General features: G+C 55.7%; 25 protein-coding genes, 3 tRNA genes and 1 pseudogene. 12 read left to right on the top strand and 17 right to left on the bottom strand.

The window, feature by feature from the left end; translation table 11 throughout:
* Positions 1–228: 228 nt before the first annotated feature.
* Positions 229–423: an AlpA family transcriptional regulator gene (locus P5704_000145; protein WOF78964.1), complete on the bottom strand. Its 195-nt coding sequence runs from the start codon at positions 421–423 to the stop codon at positions 229–231.
* Between the two features lie 332 nt (positions 424–755).
* Between P5704_000145 and P5704_000140 the strand changes: the two genes are divergently transcribed.
* The gene (locus P5704_000140) at positions 756–1,655 is read left to right on the top strand and encodes a hypothetical protein (GenBank protein ID WOF78963.1); all 900 of its coding nucleotides are present in this window, start codon (positions 756–758) and stop codon (positions 1,653–1,655) included.
* On the opposite strand, the pseudogene P5704_000135 reads toward P5704_000140, so the two are convergent.
* The 11 genes and pseudogenes from P5704_000135 to P5704_000085 form a co-directional block, all read right to left on the bottom strand.
* Positions 1,626–2,406 (bottom strand): annotated as a pseudogene (locus P5704_000135) (IS5 family transposase). The gene P5704_000140 and the pseudogene P5704_000135 sit on opposite strands and share 30 nt — an antisense overlap.
* A gap of 325 nt (positions 2,407–2,731) precedes the next feature.
* Positions 2,732–2,808 (bottom strand) — tRNA-Pro (locus P5704_000130).
* An 85-nt stretch (positions 2,809–2,893) separates the two neighbouring features.
* Positions 2,894–3,250, bottom strand: coding sequence for a MerR family transcriptional regulator (locus tag P5704_000125; protein WOF78962.1), 357 nt, complete (start codon positions 3,248–3,250; stop codon positions 2,894–2,896).
* A complete protein-coding gene (ihfA, locus tag P5704_000120) occupies positions 3,231–3,533 on the bottom strand; it encodes an integration host factor subunit alpha (protein WOF78961.1) in 303 nt (100 codons plus the stop codon). Before ihfA ends, P5704_000125 begins: the two co-directional genes overlap by 20 nt.
* A gap of 3 nt (positions 3,534–3,536) precedes the next feature.
* Entirely contained in the window at positions 3,537–5,915 is a 2,379-nt protein-coding gene (pheT, locus tag P5704_000115; protein ID WOF78960.1) for a phenylalanine--tRNA ligase subunit beta, read from the bottom strand.
* Between the two features lie 36 nt (positions 5,916–5,951).
* Positions 5,952–6,968: a phenylalanine--tRNA ligase subunit alpha gene (gene pheS / locus P5704_000110; protein ID WOF81321.1), complete on the bottom strand. Its 1,017-nt coding sequence runs from the start codon at positions 6,966–6,968 to the stop codon at positions 5,952–5,954.
* Between the two features lie 173 nt (positions 6,969–7,141).
* Positions 7,142–7,498 carry a 50S ribosomal protein L20 gene (gene rplT / locus P5704_000105; protein WOF78959.1) on the bottom strand — a complete coding sequence of 119 codons (357 nt, stop codon included), beginning with the start codon at positions 7,496–7,498 and terminating at the stop codon, positions 7,142–7,144.
* 27 nt (positions 7,499–7,525) lie between these two features.
* Positions 7,526–7,720: a 50S ribosomal protein L35 gene (rpmI, locus tag P5704_000100; GenBank protein ID WOF78958.1), complete on the bottom strand. Its 195-nt coding sequence runs from the start codon at positions 7,718–7,720 to the stop codon at positions 7,526–7,528.
* Between the two features lie 62 nt (positions 7,721–7,782).
* Positions 7,783–8,334: a translation initiation factor IF-3 gene (infC, locus tag P5704_000095; protein WOF78957.1), complete on the bottom strand. Its 552-nt coding sequence runs from the start codon at positions 8,332–8,334 to the stop codon at positions 7,783–7,785.
* Positions 8,334–10,256, bottom strand: coding sequence for a threonine--tRNA ligase (gene thrS, locus P5704_000090; GenBank protein ID WOF78956.1), 1,923 nt, complete (start codon positions 10,254–10,256; stop codon positions 8,334–8,336). The genes infC and thrS overlap by 1 nt, the downstream gene beginning before the upstream one ends.
* Positions 10,257–10,483: 227 nt before the next feature.
* Positions 10,484–10,560, bottom strand: a tRNA-Val gene (locus P5704_000085).
* A 168-nt stretch (positions 10,561–10,728) separates the two neighbouring features.
* Between P5704_000085 and P5704_000080 the strand changes: the two genes are divergently transcribed.
* Positions 10,729–12,012: an FAD-binding oxidoreductase gene (locus P5704_000080; protein WOF78955.1), complete on the top strand. Its 1,284-nt coding sequence runs from the start codon at positions 10,729–10,731 to the stop codon at positions 12,010–12,012.
* A gap of 6 nt (positions 12,013–12,018) precedes the next feature.
* Here the strand turns inward: P5704_000080 and P5704_000075 are convergent, their stop codons facing one another.
* Together P5704_000075 and P5704_000070 are read right to left on the bottom strand one after the other, a co-directional pair.
* Positions 12,019–12,972 (bottom strand): PA2778 family cysteine peptidase, encoded by a 954-nt coding sequence (locus P5704_000075; GenBank protein WOF78954.1) that lies wholly within the window; start codon positions 12,970–12,972, stop codon positions 12,019–12,021.
* The gene (locus P5704_000070) at positions 12,969–13,370 is read right to left on the bottom strand and encodes a PA2779 family protein (GenBank protein ID WOF78953.1); all 402 of its coding nucleotides are present in this window, start codon (positions 13,368–13,370) and stop codon (positions 12,969–12,971) included. The genes P5704_000075 and P5704_000070 overlap by 4 nt, the downstream gene beginning before the upstream one ends.
* A gap of 183 nt (positions 13,371–13,553) precedes the next feature.
* Here P5704_000070 and P5704_000065 point away from each other — a divergent pair, with 183 nt between their 5' ends.
* Positions 13,554–13,871 carry an I78 family peptidase inhibitor gene (locus tag P5704_000065; GenBank protein WOF78952.1) on the top strand — a complete coding sequence of 106 codons (318 nt, stop codon included), beginning with the start codon at positions 13,554–13,556 and terminating at the stop codon, positions 13,869–13,871.
* A gap of 73 nt (positions 13,872–13,944) precedes the next feature.
* Here the strand turns inward: P5704_000065 and P5704_000060 are convergent, their stop codons facing one another.
* Complete coding sequence (locus P5704_000060; protein WOF78951.1) at positions 13,945–14,976, bottom strand: acyltransferase; 1,032 nt, start codon at positions 14,974–14,976, stop codon at positions 13,945–13,947.
* A gap of 241 nt (positions 14,977–15,217) precedes the next feature.
* Between P5704_000060 and mobA the strand changes: the two genes are divergently transcribed.
* The 3 genes from mobA (at position 15,218) to P5704_000045 (ending at position 16,331) form a co-directional block, all read left to right on the top strand.
* Positions 15,218–15,826 carry a molybdenum cofactor guanylyltransferase MobA gene (gene mobA, locus P5704_000055; GenBank protein ID WOF78950.1) on the top strand — a complete coding sequence of 203 codons (609 nt, stop codon included), beginning with the start codon at positions 15,218–15,220 and terminating at the stop codon, positions 15,824–15,826.
* 46 nt (positions 15,827–15,872) lie between these two features.
* Positions 15,873–16,094, top strand: a complete 222-nt coding sequence (locus P5704_000050; GenBank protein WOF78949.1) for a YgdI/YgdR family lipoprotein — start codon at positions 15,873–15,875, stop codon at positions 16,092–16,094.
* 160 nt (positions 16,095–16,254) lie between these two features.
* Positions 16,255–16,331: transfer RNA gene (locus P5704_000045), tRNA-Pro, on the top strand.
* An 85-nt stretch (positions 16,332–16,416) separates the two neighbouring features.
* Here P5704_000045 and P5704_000040 read toward each other — a convergent pair.
* Positions 16,417–16,662 (bottom strand): glutaredoxin family protein, encoded by a 246-nt coding sequence (locus P5704_000040; protein ID WOF78948.1) that lies wholly within the window; start codon positions 16,660–16,662, stop codon positions 16,417–16,419.
* Positions 16,663–17,083: 421 nt separating this feature from the next.
* Between P5704_000040 and P5704_000035 the strand changes: the two genes are divergently transcribed.
* From P5704_000035 to P5704_000010, 6 genes are all read left to right on the top strand, one after another.
* Positions 17,084–18,334, top strand: coding sequence for an OprD family porin (locus P5704_000035; GenBank protein ID WOF78947.1), 1,251 nt, complete (start codon positions 17,084–17,086; stop codon positions 18,332–18,334).
* A gap of 201 nt (positions 18,335–18,535) precedes the next feature.
* Positions 18,536–18,937 (top strand): DUF883 family protein, encoded by a 402-nt coding sequence (locus tag P5704_000030; GenBank protein ID WOF78946.1) that lies wholly within the window; start codon positions 18,536–18,538, stop codon positions 18,935–18,937.
* A gap of 14 nt (positions 18,938–18,951) precedes the next feature.
* On the top strand, positions 18,952–19,332 hold the full coding sequence (locus tag P5704_000025) for a phage holin family protein (protein WOF78945.1): 381 nt from the start codon (positions 18,952–18,954) through the stop codon (positions 19,330–19,332).
* Positions 19,329–19,649, top strand: coding sequence for a hypothetical protein (locus P5704_000020; protein WOF78944.1), 321 nt, complete (start codon positions 19,329–19,331; stop codon positions 19,647–19,649). The genes P5704_000025 and P5704_000020 overlap by 4 nt, the downstream gene beginning before the upstream one ends.
* 165 nt (positions 19,650–19,814) lie before the next feature.
* The gene (locus tag P5704_000015) at positions 19,815–21,146 is read left to right on the top strand and encodes a deoxyguanosinetriphosphate triphosphohydrolase (GenBank protein ID WOF78943.1); all 1,332 of its coding nucleotides are present in this window, start codon (positions 19,815–19,817) and stop codon (positions 21,144–21,146) included.
* A gap of 5 nt (positions 21,147–21,151) precedes the next feature.
* Complete coding sequence (locus P5704_000010) at positions 21,152–22,246, top strand: FUSC family protein (GenBank protein ID WOF78942.1); 1,095 nt, start codon at positions 21,152–21,154, stop codon at positions 22,244–22,246.
* On the opposite strand, the gene P5704_000005 is transcribed toward P5704_000010, so the two are convergent.
* Positions 22,230–22,478: a 50S ribosome-binding protein YggL gene (locus P5704_000005; GenBank protein WOF81320.1), complete on the bottom strand. Its 249-nt coding sequence runs from the start codon at positions 22,476–22,478 to the stop codon at positions 22,230–22,232. The genes P5704_000010 and P5704_000005 overlap by 17 nt on opposite strands.
* Positions 22,479–22,525 lie beyond the last annotated feature (47 nt).

Raw genomic sequence — 22,525 nt, 5'->3', positions numbered from 1 at the left:
GGGATACCTGACTTAGCATGTGGTGACTCTATGGAAAACAATGGATCTTTTATTATCTCTAGGTAGCATACTACCAATACCGAGACGAACGTATTTAACAATACACAGAAAAGCACACAGAAACCCGAACGAAAATCGCAATTAAGCGAAAAAACAACTCTGAGAAAAAACCATCAAGACCGACTGGCGGCCTTGATGATCTCTTCAAAGTAACCAAGCCCACAAAAATTAATAACCAGCCTGCGTATCGCGCTCTTCTATCCGAGCTAAAATCCATTCATGGACCTCACTCTCCACCCACCCAACACTCCGCCCACCCAGAGGGACTGACCTAGGGAACCAACCGTCCGAGATATGCTTATAAATAGTCGAGCGGCCCAAGCCAGTAAGCGCCATTACCTGCTGCAGTCGAATCAATTTCATTGATGAGTCCTCATATCCATTCAAGGAATAGGGCTCACCGGTAACAATTAACTTATCGCGCAAACAAAATTACCAGCTACGGAAAACCATCCCATCAAAACATTCGTAGCACCGATTAACTCCTCCCAAGCCAAAAGTATGCAGTTTGCGCTAGACGACTTACCCTTCCTAGTTTTCCCGCATACAACGTGGCTGAAACCGCGTTTTTGTGGGCCTGGCAGCATGAATGTAACCTAGGAATATTCTATATTAATGCCTAGGAATCACCTAATGTAGAATCCTTAGGATACTGATATACTCCAAGCGTCATTCAATAAAAAAGACTTCACATCATGCCAATCAATCAAGCAAAAAAGACTCTCAGATTAGTTAGTGAAAAGACCGACAAAAGAACTCTAATGTGGTTATGGATGTTTATAAGCAAACATTTCCAAAATCTTTATATCGGCCAATACGGCATGCCCGGGATGCTTGAAAACATCCAAAATGCTCTAAATGAGATCAATCCAGCCATAATAGAACAGCAATACCAGGCAAACATTTTAGAAGAATCATTTTATGCCTGGGTAAAAGATGACATAGAGCAACTAGCATGGCTGACTGAAAACTTAATAATTGCTACAAAAGCGACAGCCCCAATTATATACTCCACGCAAAATGACCGGGATTACGTAATAGGCCTGCTAGATTTATTAAACTCGACAACAATGATAAACATGGATTCGAGACAGATAAATGATCACATAATAAAATCTATCCACGCAAAGAAAGAACTAGCGTACAAGATAAAGAACGAGTGGGAAAAGTACAGCCAGGAAAGAAAAGCTTTAGATTGGTTTAATGATAAGAAAGAGCCAATGAAGCTAAAAGCTGGGTGGCATATTTTTAAAAAGCAATTTCCAAATCTTGCGCAAAACCATCCAGAATTCAACAGCTACCAAGAGCTCCTCTACGTTCTCGACTGCAACCATGTACCTACGATTGACAGACTATTTTTTCTATCAAGCGCAAAAAAACGATGCAGTCAACTCAAAAACAAAGAGAAGTATAAAGGCAAGAAAGTGCAGTGCAATGTGGAAATATCGCCCAGCACGGTTAACAAGCTAAAAAAACTATCTGCCAAGCACCAGTTATCACAAGCAGCAGTTATTGAAATTCTCTTGAATAAAGAATACGAAACAAATACTTTTATCCCAGAAGCATTAGGTTCTGTACGAAAAGTATTGCGGTAGGCGTCGCAGCGTGCAGGCCAGCATAACCATGGCGGCAGACTTCTTTTCAAGCTTGTCTTAGCGAGTGCCGATCCTGCGGCTCTCTTCAGCCAGTTGAATATCCGCTCGATGATGTTCAGCTGCCGATTATTTGGGCAATCGGCAGTAGAGGTAGCCCCGGCTTGGAGTTGCGCTTCATGGTTCACAGCGGAATCAACAGGCTGCATTCAGTAACGGTCGCAGTAGGCTCAAGTGTTCGGCATCTTAGCTCTTGTCTGCCAGCAACCAGCGGCAGCGCTTTCGAGGCCGGCCTTGTTTGCCGAGGACGCGGATCTGATCCAGGAGCACTTGAGCATTCGAGATGTCGCTAGCCTGGCCCGGCGACAGCAAAACACGCAGAAGGCACGCCGCTGGCATTGCAAACCACATGGATTTGGGTGGTCCGGCCACCTCGGCTGCGCCCCAATGCATGGTCTGACGGTTCTCCGGGCCCCCGCGCCAGAAGAGGCTCAGATTGGTACCGCCGTGGAGTCGATCATCAAGGAGGCCAGATCGGTCAGCCCTTCTGATTCGGGCAAATGCGCAGACGCCCAAGCACTTGCTTGAATGTGCCGTCATCCCGCCAATCAAGAAAGCGCTGATACACGGTCGACCATGCGCCGAAGCGCTCCGCTATATCGCGCCAAGCGGCGCCTGAGCGCAACCCAGAGGATGCTATTGAGCGTTAGGCGGTCATCACCCCATCTCCAGTTCAGGGGAACCAGATCCTGATCTGTTCTCAAGCAGCATCAGAGAGTTCGTAACGTTTTGCCATGCGGGCCTCCAGCCGTCATGACGCTGATTCTAGATCCTTGGACAGAACCCGAGAGTTTTGTCGAGCATAGGTCAGCGCGCTACCACTAGGCAGTGAATTGTGATGGGAGACCTGTACCCCGGACAGCACGTCTAGCAAAGCTGCTCTGCGAGTGCTAATCCCCGCAACAAGTTGAAGAATTACCGGTGGGGTAAAAAGTGGGGTAAAAACAGCAGCCACTCAAAAGCTATTAGACATAAAAAAATCCAGTCACCGCTAAGTGACTGGATTTCTTGAGGTTTTTTGGTCGGGACGGAGTGATTCGAACACTCGACCCCTTGCACCCCATGCAAGTGCGCTACCAGGCTGCGCTACGCCCCGACTGTTGCCATCAGCACTGCTGAAAGCGGATCGAACTATACATTAAGCATCTGAAAATGTGAAAGTTTTTTAGATGCCGGGACTACTATTTCCTCAGCACCTGAAGGACTTCTTCCAGCTCCGAGATCATCTGCCGAATGAGCTGCTTGTACTGAGTGGTGTCGTCGCGCGCTTCGTCCCCGGACATACGTTGCCTGGCACCACCGATAGTGAAGCCCTGATCATAGAGCAGCGCACGAATCTGGCGAATCATCAGAACATCCTGACGCTGGTAGTAGCGCCGGTTGCCGCGCCGCTTAACCGGGTTGAGTTGAGGAAACTCCTGCTCCCAGTAACGCAGAACGTGGGGCTTGACCGCACAAAGCTCACTCACCTCACCAATGGTGAAATAGCGCTTGCCGGGGATCGACGGAAGCTCGTCGTTATGACTTGGTTCCAGCATAGGCCTCGACTCTCGCTTTGAGTTTCTGCCCCGGGCGGAACGTCACCACACGACGTGCCGTGATAGGTATCTCCTCACCTGTTTTCGGATTGCGGCCCGGCCGCTGACGCTTGTCGCGCAGGTCAAAGTTGCCGAACCCGGACAATTTGACCTGCTCGTTATGCTCGAGCGCCTGACGAATCTCCTCGAAAAACAGCTCCACCAACTCCTTGGCCTCGCGCTTATTCAAGCCCAGCTCTTCATATAGACGTTCCGCCATTTCAGCTTTCGTCAGAGCCCCCATACGCTATTTCCTTAACGTGGCGTTGAACCTTTCTTCCAGGGAGGTGAGGATTTTCTGCATCGCACCGTTCACCTCATCGTCGTTTAGAGTGCGCGATGGGTGCTGCCAGGTCAAGCCGACTGCCATACTTTTGCTAAGGGGATCAATACCTTTCCCCTGATAGACATCAAATAGCTTGAGGTCTGTCAGATTCTCGCCCGCAGCATCACGAATGCAACTCAGGATATCTTCGGCCGCAATCTCCCGTCCGACCAGCACGGCAAGATCACGCCGGACTTCCGGGAATCGCGACAGCTCCGCAAAGGAAGGCATACGCCCCTCGGTAATCTCGCCGAGCTTCAGCTCGAACATGTAAACAGGCTGATCGATACCCAAGATGCCTGCCAGCTCAGGGTGGAGACTCCCAACGAATCCGACCAATCGCCCATCGCGTTCGATACGAGCCGTCTGCCCCGGATGCAACGCCGGGTGTTCTCCCGCAACGAAACGATAGGCGCCAGCATTTCCGGCAAAAGCCAGCAGCGCCTCGACATCTGCCTTGATATCGTAAAAGTCCACCGCTTCGCGCGAATTCGTCCAACCCTCTGGCTGGCGGCTCCCGGTTAACACGCCAGCCAGCATGCTTTCCTGCTCAAGCTCTTGCAACTGACCAACGAAGCGCAGCCCCGCCTCGAACAGACGCACGCGTTGTTGCTGTCGGTTGAGGTTGTACTGCAGCACTTTGACCAGCCCCGGCCAAAGCGACGCGCGCATAGCCGCCATATCAGCGGAGATCGGATTGGCAAGCTGCAGCGGCTTCATGCCAGGACTGAAGAGCTCGAACAGCTTGGGATCGATGAAACTGTAAGTGATAGCCTCCTGATATCCGCGGGCGACCAGCAAACGCCGAAGCAGCGGTAGCTCGGCACGAGCCTCGGGCTTCGCCTCAGGCGCAAGCCGAGCCTGCGGATAACGCACGGGCAGGCGATCATAGCCGTACAGCCGACCCAGCTCTTCGATCAGATCGACCTCAAGGCTGATATCGAAGCGGTGACTCGGAACACAGACTTGCCAGCGGCCTTTAGCCTCTTCGGCAACCACCAAGCCCAAGGATGTCAGCAGGCGCACCACTTCGGCGCCATCCATTTCCAGACCCAGCATCTGGTTGATACGTTCAGCGCGCAAAGTTACCGGAGCAACTTTCGGCAAGTCGCCTTCGCTGACCGCCTCAATGATCGGCCCCGCCTCGCCGCCGACGATATCCAGTAGCAGACTCGTTGCGCGCTCCATTGCCTGACGGGCTAGCTGCGAGTCGACGCCGCGCTCGTAGCGATGAGACGCATCGGTGTGCAAACCGTAGGAACGAGCCTTGCCAGCCAAAGCAATGGTGTCGAAAAATGCACTTTCTAGAAAGATATTCTGGGTAGCGGTGCTTACGCCGCTGTGCTCTCCACCCATGACGCCAGCGATGGCAAGCGCGCGCTGATGATCTGCAATAACGAGCGTATCCGCACGCAGGGTGATCTCCTGACCGTCGAGCAAGACGAGTTTTTCGCCCTCTTCAGCCATTCGAACCCGAATACCGCCTTTGATCTCAGCAAGATCGAAGGCATGCAGGGGCTGACCCAGTTCGAGCATTACGTAGTTGGTTACATCGACGACCGCATCAATGCTACGGATCTCGGAGCGTCGAAGACGCTCAACCATCCAAAGCGGCGTCGGGCGCGACAGATCAACATTGCGTACAACGCGTCCAAGATAACGCGGGCACGCCTTGGGAGCCAGGACCTCGACTGGACGTGTGTCGTCATGATGCACCGGCGCCACGGCGAATTGCACCGGACTGACCACTGAGCCATAAATCGCGCCAACTTCACGAGCCAAGCCAGCGATGGAAAGGCAATCACCGCGGTTGGGGGTCAAACCGATTTCGATACTTGCATCGTCGAGACTGAGATACTCACGAAAGTCAGTACCGACCGGCGCATCGCCGGCCAGCTCCATCAGGCCGCTATCGTCACTCCCCACCTGCAACTCGGTTTCAGAGCAAAGCATGCCGTTGGATTCGACACCGCGGAGCTTGGCCTTCTTGATCTTGAAATCGCCGGGCAATTGAGCGCCGATCATTGCAAACGGGATCTTCAGCCCAGGCCGCACGTTCGGCGCTCCACACACGACCTGAAAGGTTTCACTTCCATTGCTGACCTGACAGACCCGAAGCTTATCGGCATCAGGATGCTGCACGGTTTCGAGGACCTCACCGACAACCACACCGCTGAAGCTGCCCGCTACGGGGGTCACAGCATCAACCTCAAGCCCCACCATGGACAGACGAGCAACCAGCTCCTCGCGGGAAACCTGCGGATTTACCCAGCTCCGCAGCCATTGTTCACTGAATTTCATCCTGCTCTCCTAATAGTTCATTGACGGGCGGCGGTACTAGCGAAATTGCGCAAGAAACCGCAGATCGTTGTCGAAGAACAGGCGCAAATCATTGACACCGTAACGCAGCATAGCGAGACGTTCGACACCCATGCCGAAAGCGAACCCGGAGTAACGCTCCGGATCGATCCCGGACATCCTCAATACGTTCGGATGCACCATGCCGCAGCCCATGACTTCAAGCCAGCCGGTCTGCTTGCACACTCGGCAACCCTTGCCGCTGCACATCACGCACTGCATGTCGACTTCTGCAGAGGGCTCGGTGAACGGAAAGAAGGAAGGCCGGAAGCGAACACCCAGCGGCTTCTCAAAGAACACCCGCAGGAACTCCTCAATGGTGCCTTTCAGATCGGCAAAGCTGACGCCCTCGTCGATCAGCAGCCCTTCGACCTGATGGAACATGGGGGAATGGGTGATATCGGAATCGCAACGATAGACGCGCCCAGGGCAGACGATGCGAATCGGAGGCTGGCGTGATTCCATGGTACGCACCTGAACCGGCGAGGTATGCGTGCGCAGCAACATGTTGGCGTTGAAGTAGAAGGTATCGTGCATCGCCCTCGCCGGGTGATGTCCTGGGATATTCAGCGCCTCGAAGTTATGGTAATCATCTTCAACCTCAGGGCCTTCCGCCACGCTGTAACCAATGTGGCTGAAGAACTGCTCGACGCGCTCCAGGGTGCGAGTTACCGGATGCAGCCCGCCAGACGCCTCGCCGCGTCCAGGCAGTGTCACGTCGATTCGCTCGGCTGACAGTTTGGCATCCAAGGCAGCCTTATCCAGGTCAGCCTTGCGAGCATTCAGCACATCCTGAACACTGCTCTTGGCGGCGTTGATCAACGCACCGGCTTGCGGACGCTCCTCGGCAGAAAGCTTGCCTAGCGTTTGCATCAACTGAGTGAGTTCACCCTTCTTACCCAGGTACTGGACACGTACCTGCTCGAGAGCACCGATATCCTCGCTTCGTTGCACGGCCTCAAGCGCTTGCGAGACCAGCGCATCCAAATTTTCCATGTACACAACCTCCAGAGGTTCTTGCAGAACCGCGTTGGTCAAGCGCCCTTATTGGTAGCCGCCATACGCATTTTTGCAAAAGCCCCTTTCCAGATACGAAATAGGGGAAGAGCCAAGGCTCTTCCCCTATTGATGACGTTGCAACGAATCCGAAGATCCGTGATTGTCGGGGCTTAAGCCAGGGAAGCCTTGGCTTTCTCGACAATCGCAGCGAACGCCGCTTTCTCGTTCACTGCCAGATCGGCCAGAACCTTGCGATCGATCTCGATGGCCGCTTTCTTCAGACCGGCGATCAGACGGCTGTAGGACAGACCGTTGACACGAGCACCAGCATTGATACGGGCGATCCACAGAGCGCGGAACTGACGCTTGCGCTGACGGCGGTCACGGTAGGCGTATTGGCCAGCCTTGATTACCGCCTGCTTGGCAACGCGGAATACGCGCGAACGCGCACCGTAGTAGCCTTTGGCGAGTTTCAGAATTTTCTTGTGACGGCGACGGGCAACGACGCCACGCTTAACACGAGCCATGAGTTATTCCTCTGAGTCTTGACCGGATCAACGAACGCGCAGCATGCGCTCCACTTTTGCAACGTCGGACGGGTGCACTTGCGAGCAACCGCGCAGCTGACGCTTACGCTTGGTGGTCATCTTGGTCAGGATGTGGCTCTTGAAAGCGTGCTTGTGCTTGAAGCCGTTCGCAGTCTTCTTGAAGCGCTTCGCAGCACCACTTTTAGTCTTCATCTTTGGCATGTTCGGTACTCCACATTGTGGGTGATTACAAATAACCGCAAGGCCTGCCAGTGCCCTGGAGGTTACTTTTTCTTCTTGGGAGCGATGACCATGATCAGCTGGCGTCCTTCCATCTTCGGATGCTGCTCGACCGAACCGTATTCAGCGAGATCTGTTTCGACCCGCTTCAACAGTTCCATCCCCAGCTCCTGATGGGCCATCTCACGGCCACGGAATCGCAAGGATACCTTGGCCCTGTCCCCGTCACTCAGGAAACGCACCAGATTGCGTAGCTTGACCTGGTAGTCCCCTTCTTCCGTCCCTGGACGAAACTTTACTTCTTTAACCTGAACCTGCTTCTGGTTCTTCTTCGCCGCAGCAACCTGCTTCTTCTTTTCGAACAGATGCTTGCCGTAATCCATGATCCGGCATACCGGAGGATTGGCATCGGCGGAGATCTCAACCAGATCCAGTTTGGCCTCTTCTGCAACCTGCAGCGCTTCATCAATCGAGACGATGCCAATCTGCTCGCCATCAGCGCCAATCAAACGGACCTCACGAGCCGAGATATTCTCGTTGATCGGGGCCTTGGGTGCAGTTCGTTTATCCTGTCTCATTTCACGCTTAATAGTCATTACTCCAATTCTTGGCGACCACGCCGGGAAACCGCCTGTGCCAACAGCTGCGCGAATTGATCGAGGGGCATGGAGCCCAAATCGACGCCTTCACGGGTGCGCACAGCAACGGATCGAGTCTCAACCTCCCGATCCCCGATAACCAAGAGATAAGGAGTCTTGAGCAAAGTATGCTCGCGGATTTTAAAGCCGATCTTTTCGTTTCTCAAGTCACACTTGGCACGGAATCCGCTTTGGACAAGGGTTTTCTCGACTTCGGAAGCAAAAGCGGCCTGCTTGTCGGTGATATTCATGATCACCGCCTGGGTGGGCGCCAGCCAGGCCGGGAACGCCCCCTCGTAATGCTCGATCAGGATGCCGATGAAACGCTCGAACGAGCCGAGGATGGCCCGATGCAGCATCACCGGATGCTGCCTGTCGTTGTTCTCGCTGACGTACTCGGCGCCGAGCCGTACCGGCAGGTTGAAATCCAGCTGCAGCGTACCGCATTGCCAGACGCGCCCCAGGCAATCGCGCAGGGAGAACTCGATCTTGGGGCCATAAAAAGCCCCCTCGCCCGGCTGCAGGTCATAGGGCAGGCCCGCGCTATCCAGCGCCGCCGCCAGCGCCGCCTCGGCCCGATCCCAGAGCTCATCGGAGCCGACACGCTTCTCGGGACGGGTCGACAGCTTCAGCTCGATATCAGAAAAACCAAAATCGGCATACACCGCTTGCGTCAGCTTGATGAACGCCGCCGACTCGGCCTGCATCTGCTCTTCCGTGCAGAAGATGTGCGCATCATCCTGAGTAAAGCCACGCACCCGCATGATGCCATGCAGCGCACCAGAGGGCTCGTTACGGTGGCAAGCGCCAAATTCGGCGAGCCGCAGCGGCAGCTCGCGATAGCTCTTCAAGCCCTGATTGTAAACCTGCACATGACACGGACAGTTCATCGGCTTGATCGCGTAATCACGGCTTTCCGACTCAGTCGTGAACATGTTTTCGGCGTAGTTCGCCCAGTGCCCGGATTTCTCCCAGAGCACGCGATCAACCACCTGCGGCGTCCTGATTTCCAGGTAACCGTTTTCGCGCTGAACCTGGCGCATGTACTGCTCAAGCACCTGATACAGCGTCCACCCATTGGGATGCCAGAATACCATCCCAGGCGCTTCTTCCTGGGTATGAAACAGATCCAGACGCTTGCCGATCTTGCGGTGGTCGCGCTTTTCAGCCTCTTCGATACGCTGAATATAAGCAGCCAGCTGCTTCTTGTCGGCCCAAGCCGTACCATAGATGCGCTGGAGCTGCTCATTCTTCGCATCCCCACGCCAATAGGCACCAGACAGCTTGGTGAGCTTGAAAGACTTCAGAAAGCGTGTATTCGGCACATGCGGACCACGGCACATGTCGACGTATTCTTCGTGATAATACAGGCCCATCGCCTGCTCATCAGGCATATCCTCGACCAGGCGAAGCTTGTAATCCTCACCGCGCGAAGCGAACACCTCGATCACTTGGGCCCGCGGCGTCACTTTCTTGATGACATCGTAGTCCCGATCGATCAGCTCTTTCATACGCTGCTCGATGGCAGCAACGTCATCGGGAGTGAAAGGCCGCTCGTAAGCGATGTCGTAGTAAAAGCCCTCATCGATGACCGGCCCGATGACCATGCGGGCGGTCGGATAGAGTTGCTTCACAGCATGTCCAATGAGGTGCGCACAGGAGTGGCGAATGATCTCCAGCCCTTCCTCATCCTTTGGCGTGATGATCTGCAGTGCTGCATCCTTTTCGATCAGATCACAAGCATCGACCAGCCTGCCGTCGACCTTGCCAGCCACGGTCGCTTTGGCGAGGCCTGCACCAATGGACTGAGCCACTTCAGCCACAGTAACCGGATGATCGAACGAACGCTGACTGCCATCGGGAAGAGTAATGGTGGGCATGGCGCCTCCTCTCCTAGTGGTGACCCGTACCAAAGGCCACATGGGTTGGGATGAGCCAGTAAAGCGATTCGGCGAGCATATCTGCCGCACAATGGCAGGAGCCTGAGGCTCACCCGACCGAACCGAAGTCACTGGAAGGAAAACAAGGCTGGCGATGCTTGCAGAAACCCTAACCGCTGACAAGCAAGCCAAAAAAAAGGGCCGCGTAAGCGACCCTTTTATCGAATTGGTAGGCACAATTGGATTCGAACCAACGACCCCCACCATGTCAAGGTGGTGCTCTAACCAACTGAGCTATGTGCCTTCGATGGGGGCGCATTCTAAAGCCCGTAGAAAAAGAGTCAAGCAGTTTTTTCGTCTAACTCACTGATATTTGGAAATTTTGAAAATTCCTGCTCGCCATGCCGTCGTGCTGGCGAACTACAGAGTCAAGCGCTAGCATGCGTAAAAAATTCAGAACAGAGAATCCAAGATGCTGCACAACAGCTATCCAGCCTCCTACTACGCAGCGACGGCCAACTCGACCGTTGTTCGGCCAGAACTCCAGGACAACAAGCAGGCCGACGTGTGCGTGATCGGTGCTGGATACACCGGTTTATCGACGGCCCTGTTTCTCCTTGAAAAGGGTTTCAGCGTAATCGTATTGGAAGCCGCGAAGGTTGGTTTCGGCGCTTCTGGGCGCAATGGCGGCCAGATCGTCAATAGCTACAGCCGAGACCTTGACAGCATCGAGCGCACTGCGAGCGCCTCGGCCGCGAAGTTGATCGGGGATATGGCATTCGAAGGCGGACGAATCATCCGCGAACGTGTAGCACGCTATGGCATTCAGTGCGACCTGAAAGACGGAGGCGTATTCGCCGCCTTCAATCAGAAGCAGATGCACCACCTCGAAGCGCAGAAGGCCTTGTGGGAAAGATATGGTTACCAGCACCTCGAGCTACTGGATGAGCAAGACATACGGCGAGTGGTCGCTTGCGAGCGCTATGCCGGAGGCATGCTCGACACGCAAGGCGGCCATATTCACCCTCTCAATCTGGCACTCGGAGAAGCCGCAGCTGTTGAATCCCTGGGAGGCAGCATCTTCGAGCAATCCCCCGCGCTTCGCGTCGAATATGGCGACGCACCGCTGGTACACACTCCGAAGGGATCCGTACGCGCAAGATTCGTCGTGGCTGCAGGCAACGCCTATCTTGGCAATTTGATTCCCGAGCTCGCAGCCAAATCCATGCCTTGCGGCACGCAAGTGGTCGCGACGGAGCCACTTGACGATGAATTCGCGAGCGGCCTTCTGCCCCAGGACTATTGCGTAGAAGACTGCAATTATCTGCTCGATTACTACCGGCTCTCAGCGGATAAACGGCTCATCTATGGTGGCGGCGTCGTGTATGGCGCACGTGATCCCGCCGACATCGAATCGATCATTCGGCCCAAAATGCTGAAAACCTTTCCGCAGCTGGGAAAAGTGAAGATCGACTTTGCCTGGACAGGCAATTTCCTGCTGACGCTTTCACGGCTTCCCCAGGTTGGGCGGCTGGGCAGCAACATTTATTATTCGCAGGGCTGTAGCGGTCATGGCGTCACCTATACACATGTCGCTGGAAAGGTGATCGCCGAAGCCTTGAGCGGCCAGGCAGAGCGCTTCGATGCGTTCGCCAGCCTGCCTCACTACCCTTTCCCAGGAGGACAGCGTTTTCAGGTACCGCTCAGCGCACTTGGGGCGATGTACTACAACCTGCGCGACAAGCTTGGCTTCTGACCGAGCTCATTTCGACACGCACGGCGGGCTTGGCAAGCATTGCGCCGCGTGCTGGTCCTCCTGGACCGGCAGCGGCGCTCTGAGTCGAGCATCATCCGGATCCATTCGCATGGCGCAGGCTTGCGCTTGGCGAGCGCCCGAATCACACCCCCTCTCAGCCATCACCTGGGAAAGATTGAACCAGCCAATGGCGAAACCGGGGTCGAGACGAACACTGACCCGTAACGATTCCTCAGCCGCAGCTTTTTCTCCAGCTGCATACTGGCTGTTCGCCAATGCGAATTGCGTGAGCGCCGAGTTCCAGCGCTTCGCGCCGACTTCGTATGCCGTCCGAGCCGCACGCACTTGCCCCACTTCTTCCAGATCGCTGGCACTGCGCAGCCAGACTGTTTCTTGCGCAGTTTGTGGTACCTGCTGTGGCTGCAAAGTAAGCACGGCCCAACGCTCGGCCTTGCGCCACGATCGCTCGAACTCATGAAAGCTCACCACCAAACGCTTCGTAGTACCAGACCGAAGAACAATTTTCTGTTCTGCAAGGTCATAGCCGACCACCACGGCAAAATGCCACTGGGGCCAACGATCGAAAGCGAGATTCTGCAGAACCAGCACCGGATTGCCGGCCGCAACCTCGGCAAGGAGATCACTGAGACTAGGCTGCAGCGGATAGACGAGAAGCCCAGCAGAACGGGCGGCAGCGACCATCTCCACCTGCAAACTGCCTTTGCGCTTGGGAATGTAGACCTGCTCTACAAGCGCTTCCGGCGTTGCATCAATATCACGCTGCGCAAGCATGGTTGCCAACGCAGCTGGACCGCATTGGTAGTCTTGCTGCGGGTAAAACGGCACGTCCACCAGCTCGGCTCGTGCCGGGAGCTGTGCATGATCGACAAGCGTAACCGCCGTTCGCGCGCAGCCCCCGAGCAGACCGATCAGCAGCAGTATGAGCAGCCGCTGGCTCAACGATTGATGCAGTTGACGAAGTTGAAGATGTTAGTGGCGCAGAGCATGTCCGTGATGATGAAGATCACCAGAAACAGCACGATCACGCCAACAACGCCTGCCCCTGCAGGGGCCTGATCAAGCTGCTGATTGAACTGGGCTAATTCTGCCGCCGTCAGGCCGTTGATGCGCTTTTCAACCTGATCACGTTCGACGCCCATAGCTTCCAGCTTTTTTTGCACCTCCTGATCATCCAGCATTGTTAGCAGCTGTTGCCGATCGACCTGCTGCTGATGTTCAGCAACGACCTCAGGCGTGCCGATCATCGCAGCTTGTGCCAGCGGCACCTGAGCCACCAGCAGCAAGTGCAGAGCAGCCAGCACCGTAGCGACACGCTTGAGTAGAGAGGATTTGAACATAGCGGAACTCCTTATTTTTCTCGCAGCCAGGGATTGCAAAGCGCCATCAGCCATTAAGACGAGTCAGCGCCGCTTCGGTTCCCATCCACAGCTATTTTTTCCAACCGGCATGGAGGCCTATCGGCACGCTCGTATCTTTGATAGTAGTTGCGCTCCGACAAACCCGACGAAAAAGGAGATGTTGTGCAGCGCATCAAAAGAGTCCTACCGATCGCCATAGCCTCAGCCACATTTGTACTGACAGGTTGTCAAACAGCTTCTACAGCACCGTCAGATGGCAATCCGCCCCAGTCAGCCGGACGGTGCAACGCCGATGCCGTGGCAAACCTGATTGGCCAAACCGCCACGCCTGAAAAACTTGAGCGAGCAAGGGAGCAATCCGGCGCCACCAGCGCGCGCGTCCTGCGGCCAGACGATATCGTCACGCTGGAATACAACTCGCAGAGACTGAATATTTATACCGACAAGGATATGAACATAGAGCGCATCGGCTGCGGCTAATGCCTCATTCGCGATACCGCTCAGCAAGCAAGGCCTGCTGAGCGGTATCTCTGCCTGAATATTGCAAGCTGCGCTAGTGGGCAACAGCCTTGCGCATATGGAACTGAGATGCCGAAATCTGCTTGGGAGGGGTGAGCAAGAAGTGCAGTTTGTAGCGATTGATCACCACTTGCGCCAGCAACGGAGCCGCCGTGCCGATCAGCGTTCCGACCACCAGATGCGCGGCGATGGAGTCGATACCAAGAAATTTGCTGAGTATTACCCGCACTCCGCTACCAGCAAGAATATGCATCAGGTAGATCGTCATCGACGAAGCGCCGATAAATAGAAACCAATCCGCACGAAACTGACCGAGCCACATCGACAACGCGATCATGAAAAAGATGGATATGGTTGCAAGCGCGAGTACCGCCATACCACCATCGGCATAATTCAGCCCGAACGTCACGTGAAACAGATACTGCCCCAAGATGAACAGCGCACCAAAAAATAATGTCAGCTGCGTATAACGCGCGAGAAAGAACGCCTTGACCTCGTTGAACCAGACGCCCAAGGCGAAGAAGACGGTGTTGCCCAGGATGAAGCGGGTCATGTTGTTCACCGTCAGATCCTGTTGGAATACGTACAGCAGGCCGAACAAGACCACGAATGGCAGGAAGTAGCGCCGATCTGCCCGCGCATAAAGAAATGCGCAAACCACAAACACCAGAAACAGAGCGTACAGAAACCAGAACTGCGCCCGTGGCATCCAGAGCAACGAGAACACTTCGACCAGGGTGACCTGGCCGTTCGTGTAATTCGACAGGACAACCTCGAAAAGACCTTGCAGTAATGACCAGACGATAAAGGGATAGACGATTGTGTCGACCTTATTGATGATCAACCCACCCCTTCCCCGCTTCTGCAACGAGTCAAAGAAGAACAAACCCGACAGGAAGAAAAACAGCGGCATGTGAAAGCTGTAGATGATGCTGTCTACCAGCACGAATCGCGCCTCGTCCATCGGCAATCCGGCATTGAATACACCTCGCGCGACATGCCCATAGACAACAAGAATGATTCCGATCGCCTTGGCATAATCAACCCAAACGTTTCTCTCCTGCATTTGATTGTTCTCCTTGTATCAGCCAATTAAGCAGGCGCACCCGCTTCCAGAGAAAGTGGATGGAGGAGATAGACAACAGGATTTTCCGTTGGTTTAGCCAAAGCAACGCCATGTGACCGAAGCGCGACACAGGTTCTAACAACCCGAGCGCCAAGCCTGCGCGCTTCCGCGAGCATGAACGCCAGGTGTTGCCTGGCCGCCAGCCTGAGTGCTATACGCAAGCCTTTTCCGGAGCGACGCCATGTCCGACCCGCTGCTGCCTTCCTGTTCCATTCTGCTTCTGGCGGGCGGTCGTGGACAGCGCATGGGGGGACAGGACAAGGGGCTGGTCGAGTGGCAGGGCCGCCCACTGATTGCCTGGCTGCATGAGACTGTTCGGCCGATGACAGACGACCTCCTGCTGTCCTGCAACCGTAATCGATCTCGCTATGCGGACTATGCCGACCTGCTGATAAGCGATGAAGAGCAGGGATTTCCCGGCCCCCTTGCAGGAATACGAGGTGGCCTTGCATCTGCTCGCAACGAATGGATGCTCGTGCTGCCGTGCGACACACCGTTGATCGACCGCCCCTTGCTTCAATCGCTCTATCAGAGCGCTATCGAAGAGCCAGGCAGCCCCGTCATGCTGAGCTGCGAAGGCCAGTGGGAGCCGCTGTTCAGCATAATTCCAACCAGACGACGGACCGAGGTTGACGCTTGCTGGTTGGCTGGAGAGCGCAGCCCTTTGCGCGCACTTCTTCATCTTGGCGCCCGCGCGCTTGAGGTACCCCCCTGCGACCCTCGCCTTGCCAACCTGAATACAGCGGAGCTGCTCAAGACTACCGGCTCGGGCCGGGGAACTTCAGCCTAGCGGGTTTCGTCCCATGGGTATCGAAACCCGCAGAAGGAACAGCGTCATGCAACCACGCACCATCCCCGCCCTGCTACTCGCACTGGGCTTTACCGTCCTCGCCGGCTGCGCGAACCCCAGCGTGATCACGCTCAACGATGGCCGTGAAATTCAAACCCTGGACCGCCCTGATTTCGATGATGAGTCGGGCTTCTACGAATATGAGCAGATCGATGGCAAACCGGGCAAAGTGAACAAGGATCAGGTACGGACCGTACGCGAACTTTAAGCCAGGTCGACCTTCGTACCAGATAGATACCAGGGATACCAGGTTGTCTGCCGCGAAGGTCGGTGCTCCACCAGCAGCTCGCAAAAGCCTGGCAGCTCCAAAAAAATCCCTCCTAACGCCTTGTGCAACAAAACTTTTTCTGTAGAATGCGCGCCATCTTCGGAGCGTAGCGCAGCTTGGTAGCGCGTCTCGTTCGGGACGAGAAGGTCGCTGGTTCGAATCCAGTCGCTCCGACCATATCCCGCTGTTCAGCCAGCCGCTTTAGCTGAACAAAAAAACCGGCAAACATGCCGGTTTTTTTATGCCTGTAATTTGTTCACTGTCACGTCGAACCTTGTAGAAAGCCCACCACCTGCTCTGCCTCGAAGGGCCAGTCCAACTCGGCACCTGTGTCGACGCGACGAAGCACCGGGATTCGCAAACCGTAATCCTCGACCCAATCAGAACGCTCCGCGATATCGATCAACTCGACCAGCAGCCCATATTCGACCAAAGGCATGAGCACTTCCTCAGCCTGCTCACATAGATGGCAGCCCAAGGTCCCGAACAGTTGGCATTCCGGCAACATCTGACGTTCTCGCTATGTTAAGTGCTCGAATTCTAGCAAGCGCCCTTCGGCTCACCATTGATCAATCGACGACACGGCAAAAACACTAGCAACAAAAATGTGAATTCAGCCTCACTCATCAGGCGATTATGCGATGGCCATTCGACTCTGCCCGAGCAAAAGGCTAGGATGCTGCCACCCGTGGCGACGCAGATTGCCCGGCACACCCTTTAGTCTTTAACCGCCAGGCTGTTGTCTAGTGCAACATTACGAGTCGTACGCGAATATCGAGCACTTGCACGATATGCCTGCGACCGTCTAGCACGTTGACTTGCAGGGCTTGGCGACTAAAGTCTAAAGGTTGAAAAACCTCTGTAATGTTTTATTGCATGGCGCCGTAAAGAGCGACTTCAGAGCATCATCCAACGAGGAGAAATAAGAAATGCTCAAGACCCCCATCGCCCGGGGCGTGGCCCTCGCCACTCTGGGAGCAACACTGGCTATCCCAACCATGGCCCAAGCCGCCTTCATCGAAGACACCAAGGCTGGCCTGGAACTGCGTAACTTCTACTACAACTCTGACAACCGCACCAACGCCTCTACTGCACAGTCGAAGCAAGAGGAATGGGCTCAAGGTTTCATTCTGCGCGTTGAGTCCGGTTTTACCGAAGGCACGGTCGGATTTGGTGTTGATGCGCTCGGACTGCTGGGCGTCAAGCTGGATTCGAGTGCAGATCGCGCAGGCACAGGCCTTCTGCCAGGCGGTTTCGGAAATGAGGCGCCGGACGACTATTCCTCTCTTCATGCCACAGCGAAGGTGAAAGTCTCCAACACAATTTTGAAGGTTGGCGCGTTAGAGCCTAAGAATATGGCTATCGCCAGAAGCGACTCGCGTCTTCTGCCGCAGACTTTCCAAGGCGCACAGCTGATTTCGAAGGAAGTCGATGGGCTTACCCTGGACGTGGGGTATCTGACCGAAGAGAACAACCGTAACTCCTCCAACTACGAAGACATCAGCTACGCAGGGAAAGGCGGTCTTGTTGGCGAGCCAGATGATTTCATGTTTGCCGGCGCGACCTATTCGCTGATGAAGAACCTGACAGGTGCGTATTACTATAGCAACCTGGAAGAAGTGTATAAGCAGCATTCGTTCAATCTGGTTCACGTCCTGCCGATCGGTGAAAACCAGTCTCTGAAGACGGATCTTCGCTACGCACGCTCGACTGACGATGGTAACAGCGACGTCGACAACAAGGCGTTCGGCGCCATGGTCACTTACTCCGTAAGCGGCCACAGCTTTGGACTCGCCTATCAGGAAATGAGCGGAGATACCGGCTTCGCCTACGCTGGGCAAAGCACCGATCCGTTCCTGGTCAACTATGTAATGCTTAGCGCAGACTTTGCCAACGCGGACGAAAAGTCCTGGCAGGCTCGTTATGATTACAACTTCGCTGCCATCGGTATTCCTGGCCTGACCTTCATGACTCGCTATGTTACCGGCGACGACTTTGGTGCTGGCGGGAATAGCAAAGAATGGGAACGTAACACAGACATTGGTTACGTTTTCCAAGAAGGTGCACTGAAGAACCTTGGCGTGAAATGGCGTAATGGTACGTATCGCAGCAGCAACAACAACGATCGTGACATCGATCAGAACCGTCTGATCGTCAGCTACACCATTCCGCTGATGTAATAGCGGCTACTGCACTCGCTGCTGTAGACAAGAAAACCCGCTTCGGCGGGTTTTCTTTTTTGTTCCTTGCCGTTATTGCCAGAACCAAGCGACTAAACACGGTCTACACGGCTCAACGAAACGGGAACCTTTGCCAAGACGCAATGCTCGAAACTTATGGCAACAGGGCCTTCCGCCCTGGAGATTCAAGAGGAGCTGCGCATGTCTACCGAGTCCACTTTCGGCACCAGCGATAACACCCCGATTCCCGAAGGTCCCGCTGGGAGCACCCGCCCCCTGATCGATACATCCGCCCACCGCCGTAATCTGCAAGCTGCGCAGAGCGCTCTGATCGAAGAGTTTCACACTCTGATCGGCGACACCGAGCGCCTGCTCAAGCACACCCAGGAAACCGCAGGCGGCCAAACCGAAGAGCTGCGCAGCAAGATCAACGCGAACATTGCCAAGGCTCGTGAAATGCTCAAGGAGCGAGAAGGTTCGATGCGCGACCAGTGCCAGTCGGCTGTTCAGTGCACCGAAGAATACGTGCACACCCACCCCTGGCAATCGATCGGCATCGCTGCCGGGGTCGGTTTTCTGCTCGGTCTGATTTCACGCCGCTGATGGGAGAGCCAGCAATGGAAGCGAAGCCCGGCAACGAGGCCCCCAAACCATCGCTGAAGAAGCTGGGCGGCGCATTCGTCGGCCTGCTCCAGGGACACCTGGAGCTGGTGGGCATCGAGGTTCAGGAAGAGAAAGCTCGTACTTTTCGGCTGTTTCTCCTGGCTGGGATCAGCCTGATTCTCGGCTTACTGATTCTGGTAGGGCTTTCCGCAGCGATCGTCATCGCCTTTTGGGAGACACAACCGATCGCGGCGATTCTTACGTTATGCGCGATCTATGCGGTGGTGATGATTATCTGCGTAAGCCGCGCCGCTTCGCTCGCCAAACAATGTGCCGCACCGTTTCAGGCCACGCTTGAAGAACTGGAGCGCAACCGGGAGCGTTTATTGCCATGAGCCAACCCTTGAGCACGTCGAATGATCTGAGCATGCGCAAGGATCTGGTGCGGCTGCGTATGGAAATGCACCGTCAACAGATGCTCTACCACGCGCAACCTCTTTCACATCCACTTCAGCAGATGAAGAGCTTCGTAAGTTCGCGTCGATCATCCACCGAACACGGTTCCGCCAAGGGACCGATGATGATCGCTGCGACGGTCGTACTCGCGCTGTTCGGACGCAGGATGGGGAAGGTGGGAAAACTTGCTCGCGTGGCGCTGACGCTGTATCCGCTAATCAAGGGCCAGCAAAAACTGCGGGAAAAGCTGCACTAGCGTCAACCTCCTGTCCCTGACTAAACAGAACCTACCCGTGGCCCAGCCCGCGGGTAGGTTGGCACTACCCTGAACGCGCTCCTCCTAAGGCGCTAGTTCCGATCAGCAGTTCGGCAGTTATGGTAGCTTTGCACCAGCCCGCTAATGGCAATACGGAGATGGTCCTTGGACTGGCACACACTGCTTACCCGCGAACGACTCGGCAAATCCGCCCACAGCAGCGATGAATTGGGCCGCAGCCCTTTTCACAAGGATCATGACCGCATCATTTTTTCCGGTGCCTTTCGCCGGCTTGGGCGCAAGACTCAGGTTCATCCGGTATCCAGCAACGATCACATCCATACCCGCCTCACCCACTCGCTCGAGGTGAGTTGTGTTGGCCGCTCGCTCGGCATGCGTGTCGGTGAAGTATTGCGCGATGACCTGCCCGAATGGTGCAGCCCGGCCGACCTCGGCATGATCGTCCAGTCTGCCTGTCTGGCCCACGACATCGGCAACCCACCCTTCGGCCATTCCGGCGAGGACGCCATTCGCTGCTGGTTCCAGCAGGCCGCAGGGCGCGGATGGCTCGACGACATGAGCGATACGCAACGCGCGGACTTTCTCAACTTCGAAGGCAACGCACAGGGATTTCGAGTGCTTACGCAACTCGAATACCACCAGTTCGACGGCGGAACACGACTGACCTACGCCACCCTCGGCACCTATCTCAAGTACCCCTGGACTTCCCGTCATGCCGAGGCACTGGGGTACAAGAAGCACAAGTTCGGGTGCTATCAGAATGAACAGCCGTTGCTCGAGCAGATTGCACAGAAGCTGAATCTGCCCAACGTCGCCGAGCAACGCTGGGCTCGCCATCCCCTGGTTTATCTCATGGAGGCAGCAGACGACATCTGTTACGGCCTGATCGATCTGGAAGACGGTCTCGAGATGGAGCTGCTGGAGTATTCGGAAGTCGAAGCGCTGTTGCTGGACTTGGTGGGCGATGACATTCCGGAAACCTATCGTCAGCTGGGCCCCAGGGATTCAAGGCGGCGTAAACTGGCCATTCTGCGTGGCAAGGCGATCGAGCACCTGACCAATGCGGCCGCTGGTGCCTTCGTCGAGCAGCAGAACAACCTGCTTCGTGGCGAGTTGCATGGCGACCTGGTCGAGCACATGCATGGGCCGGCCAAGGAGTGCGTACTGCAGGCGAAGGCGATGGCGCGGCAGAAAATTTTTCAGGACAAGCGCAAAACCCTGCATGAGATTGGCGCCTACACAACGCTCGAAATACTGCTCAATGCATTTTGCGGCGCAGCACTGGAACAGCATCGCGGCGGCACTCCCTCGTTCAAGAATCAGCGGATCCTCGACCTGCTCGGACGCAGCGCGCCCTCTCCCGAGCTGCCGCTCTATCAGTCATTCCTGCGCATGATCGACTTCATCGCGGGCATGACCGATAGCTACGCCACGGAGATGGCCGGCGAGATGACCGGCCGCTCCAGCCCGGTCTGACCCCCATGAAGCGTCTGTTGCGGCAAAGCATCCACTGGCACCCTGGGCGCCCCGCCTGGGGCGCGGCCATGGTGGCCGGCTTTGGTTGCGCCTTGCCGTTGCTACTGGGGCTGTTCAGCGGTCATCCCGGTTTCCTCTGGGCAACGGTCGGCGCCTTTCAGGCCGCCAAAGCCAATCCGCTTCATCGCTTTGGCATGCTGCGCATGCTGCTGCTCATTGCACTGGGCGCCGGGAGTGCCGGACTGGGCTTCTGGTCGGCGACACATCCTCTGATCAGTCTCGGCCTGTTCGCTTTCTACGGCCTACTGCTGGCCTGGTTGCAGCGCTACGGCAGCGAAGCGGGAAAGCTCGGTATCGGTTTGGCAATCTGCCTATGCCTAGGCCAAGGACAGCACGGCATCGGCGACTTCAACAACCCGTACGCGATAGCCTTTCTTTTCGCGCTCGGCGGACTTTGGGTGACCTTGCTCGCCTTCGGTCTGCGAGGGATGCATGGGCTGCGCATGTGGCCATACATGCCGCGACTGATGAGCATCTTGCGAGTGCTGCGCAGGCATGCCCGCCGAACGCCGATCCGGCAATGGCGCGTGCACGCCCTGACCTACATCCTGGCCGGAGCATTGGGCGGGGTGATCGTGAATATGGCTGAACTGCCCAGAGGCTACTGGCTGACGCTGGCGGTGTTCACCACGCTGCAGATGGATCTGGAGCGGAGTCTGGTGCGGGCGCTACAGGCCAGCCTTGGAATATTGGCGGCCGCGACCATACTGATCTACATCGGCCACGGCCTGGCTGACCCGCCTCTGATGGTGATGATCCTGCTGCCGCTTATCGTGCTGGGCAGAGCGTTTCAGGCGAATCACTACGGGCTCTTCGTCCTGCAGACCACGCTGCTGTTCCTCTTGCTGGCAGAGACGCTGGCCCAGGACTGGAACCTGCCGCAGATACGCCTTATCAATGCAGCCATCGGTGTAGCTGTGGCGCTGCTTATCGCAACGCTGATGCATGTGTTGCAGATGCTGCTGACCAGGCGCTCGCGTAGAAAGGCCCGGCGGGCAGCATCGCAAGGATCAGACGAAGAGACTACTTCTCAGTCCTGATCGGGTTTTCCGGATACCACACATCCATCAGTGGGCTGACATTGTACTCAGCCAGCTCGCTGCGGCCTTTCAGCCAGGCGTCGACTTTCGCACGCTGCTCTTCGCTGACCGAACCACGACGGCCAAGGCAGACAAAACCGTAGTCTTCGCCACCGATATAGCCGAGTTCATTGGCTTCCATCGCTTCGCTGATAAACGCCTCGAGGAAGTCGTCCACAGCCTTGCTTTCGATACCTTCGCGGTAGGTGAGATTGACCTCGAAGCCGAGCTCTTTGTTTT

This window comes from Pseudomonas sp. FeN3W, from assembly GCA_030263805.2.
In the GTDB taxonomy this organism is placed as follows: Bacteria; Pseudomonadota; Gammaproteobacteria; order Pseudomonadales; family Pseudomonadaceae; genus Stutzerimonas; species Stutzerimonas stutzeri_G.
This window is presented reverse-complemented; position numbering and strand designations above follow the sequence as displayed.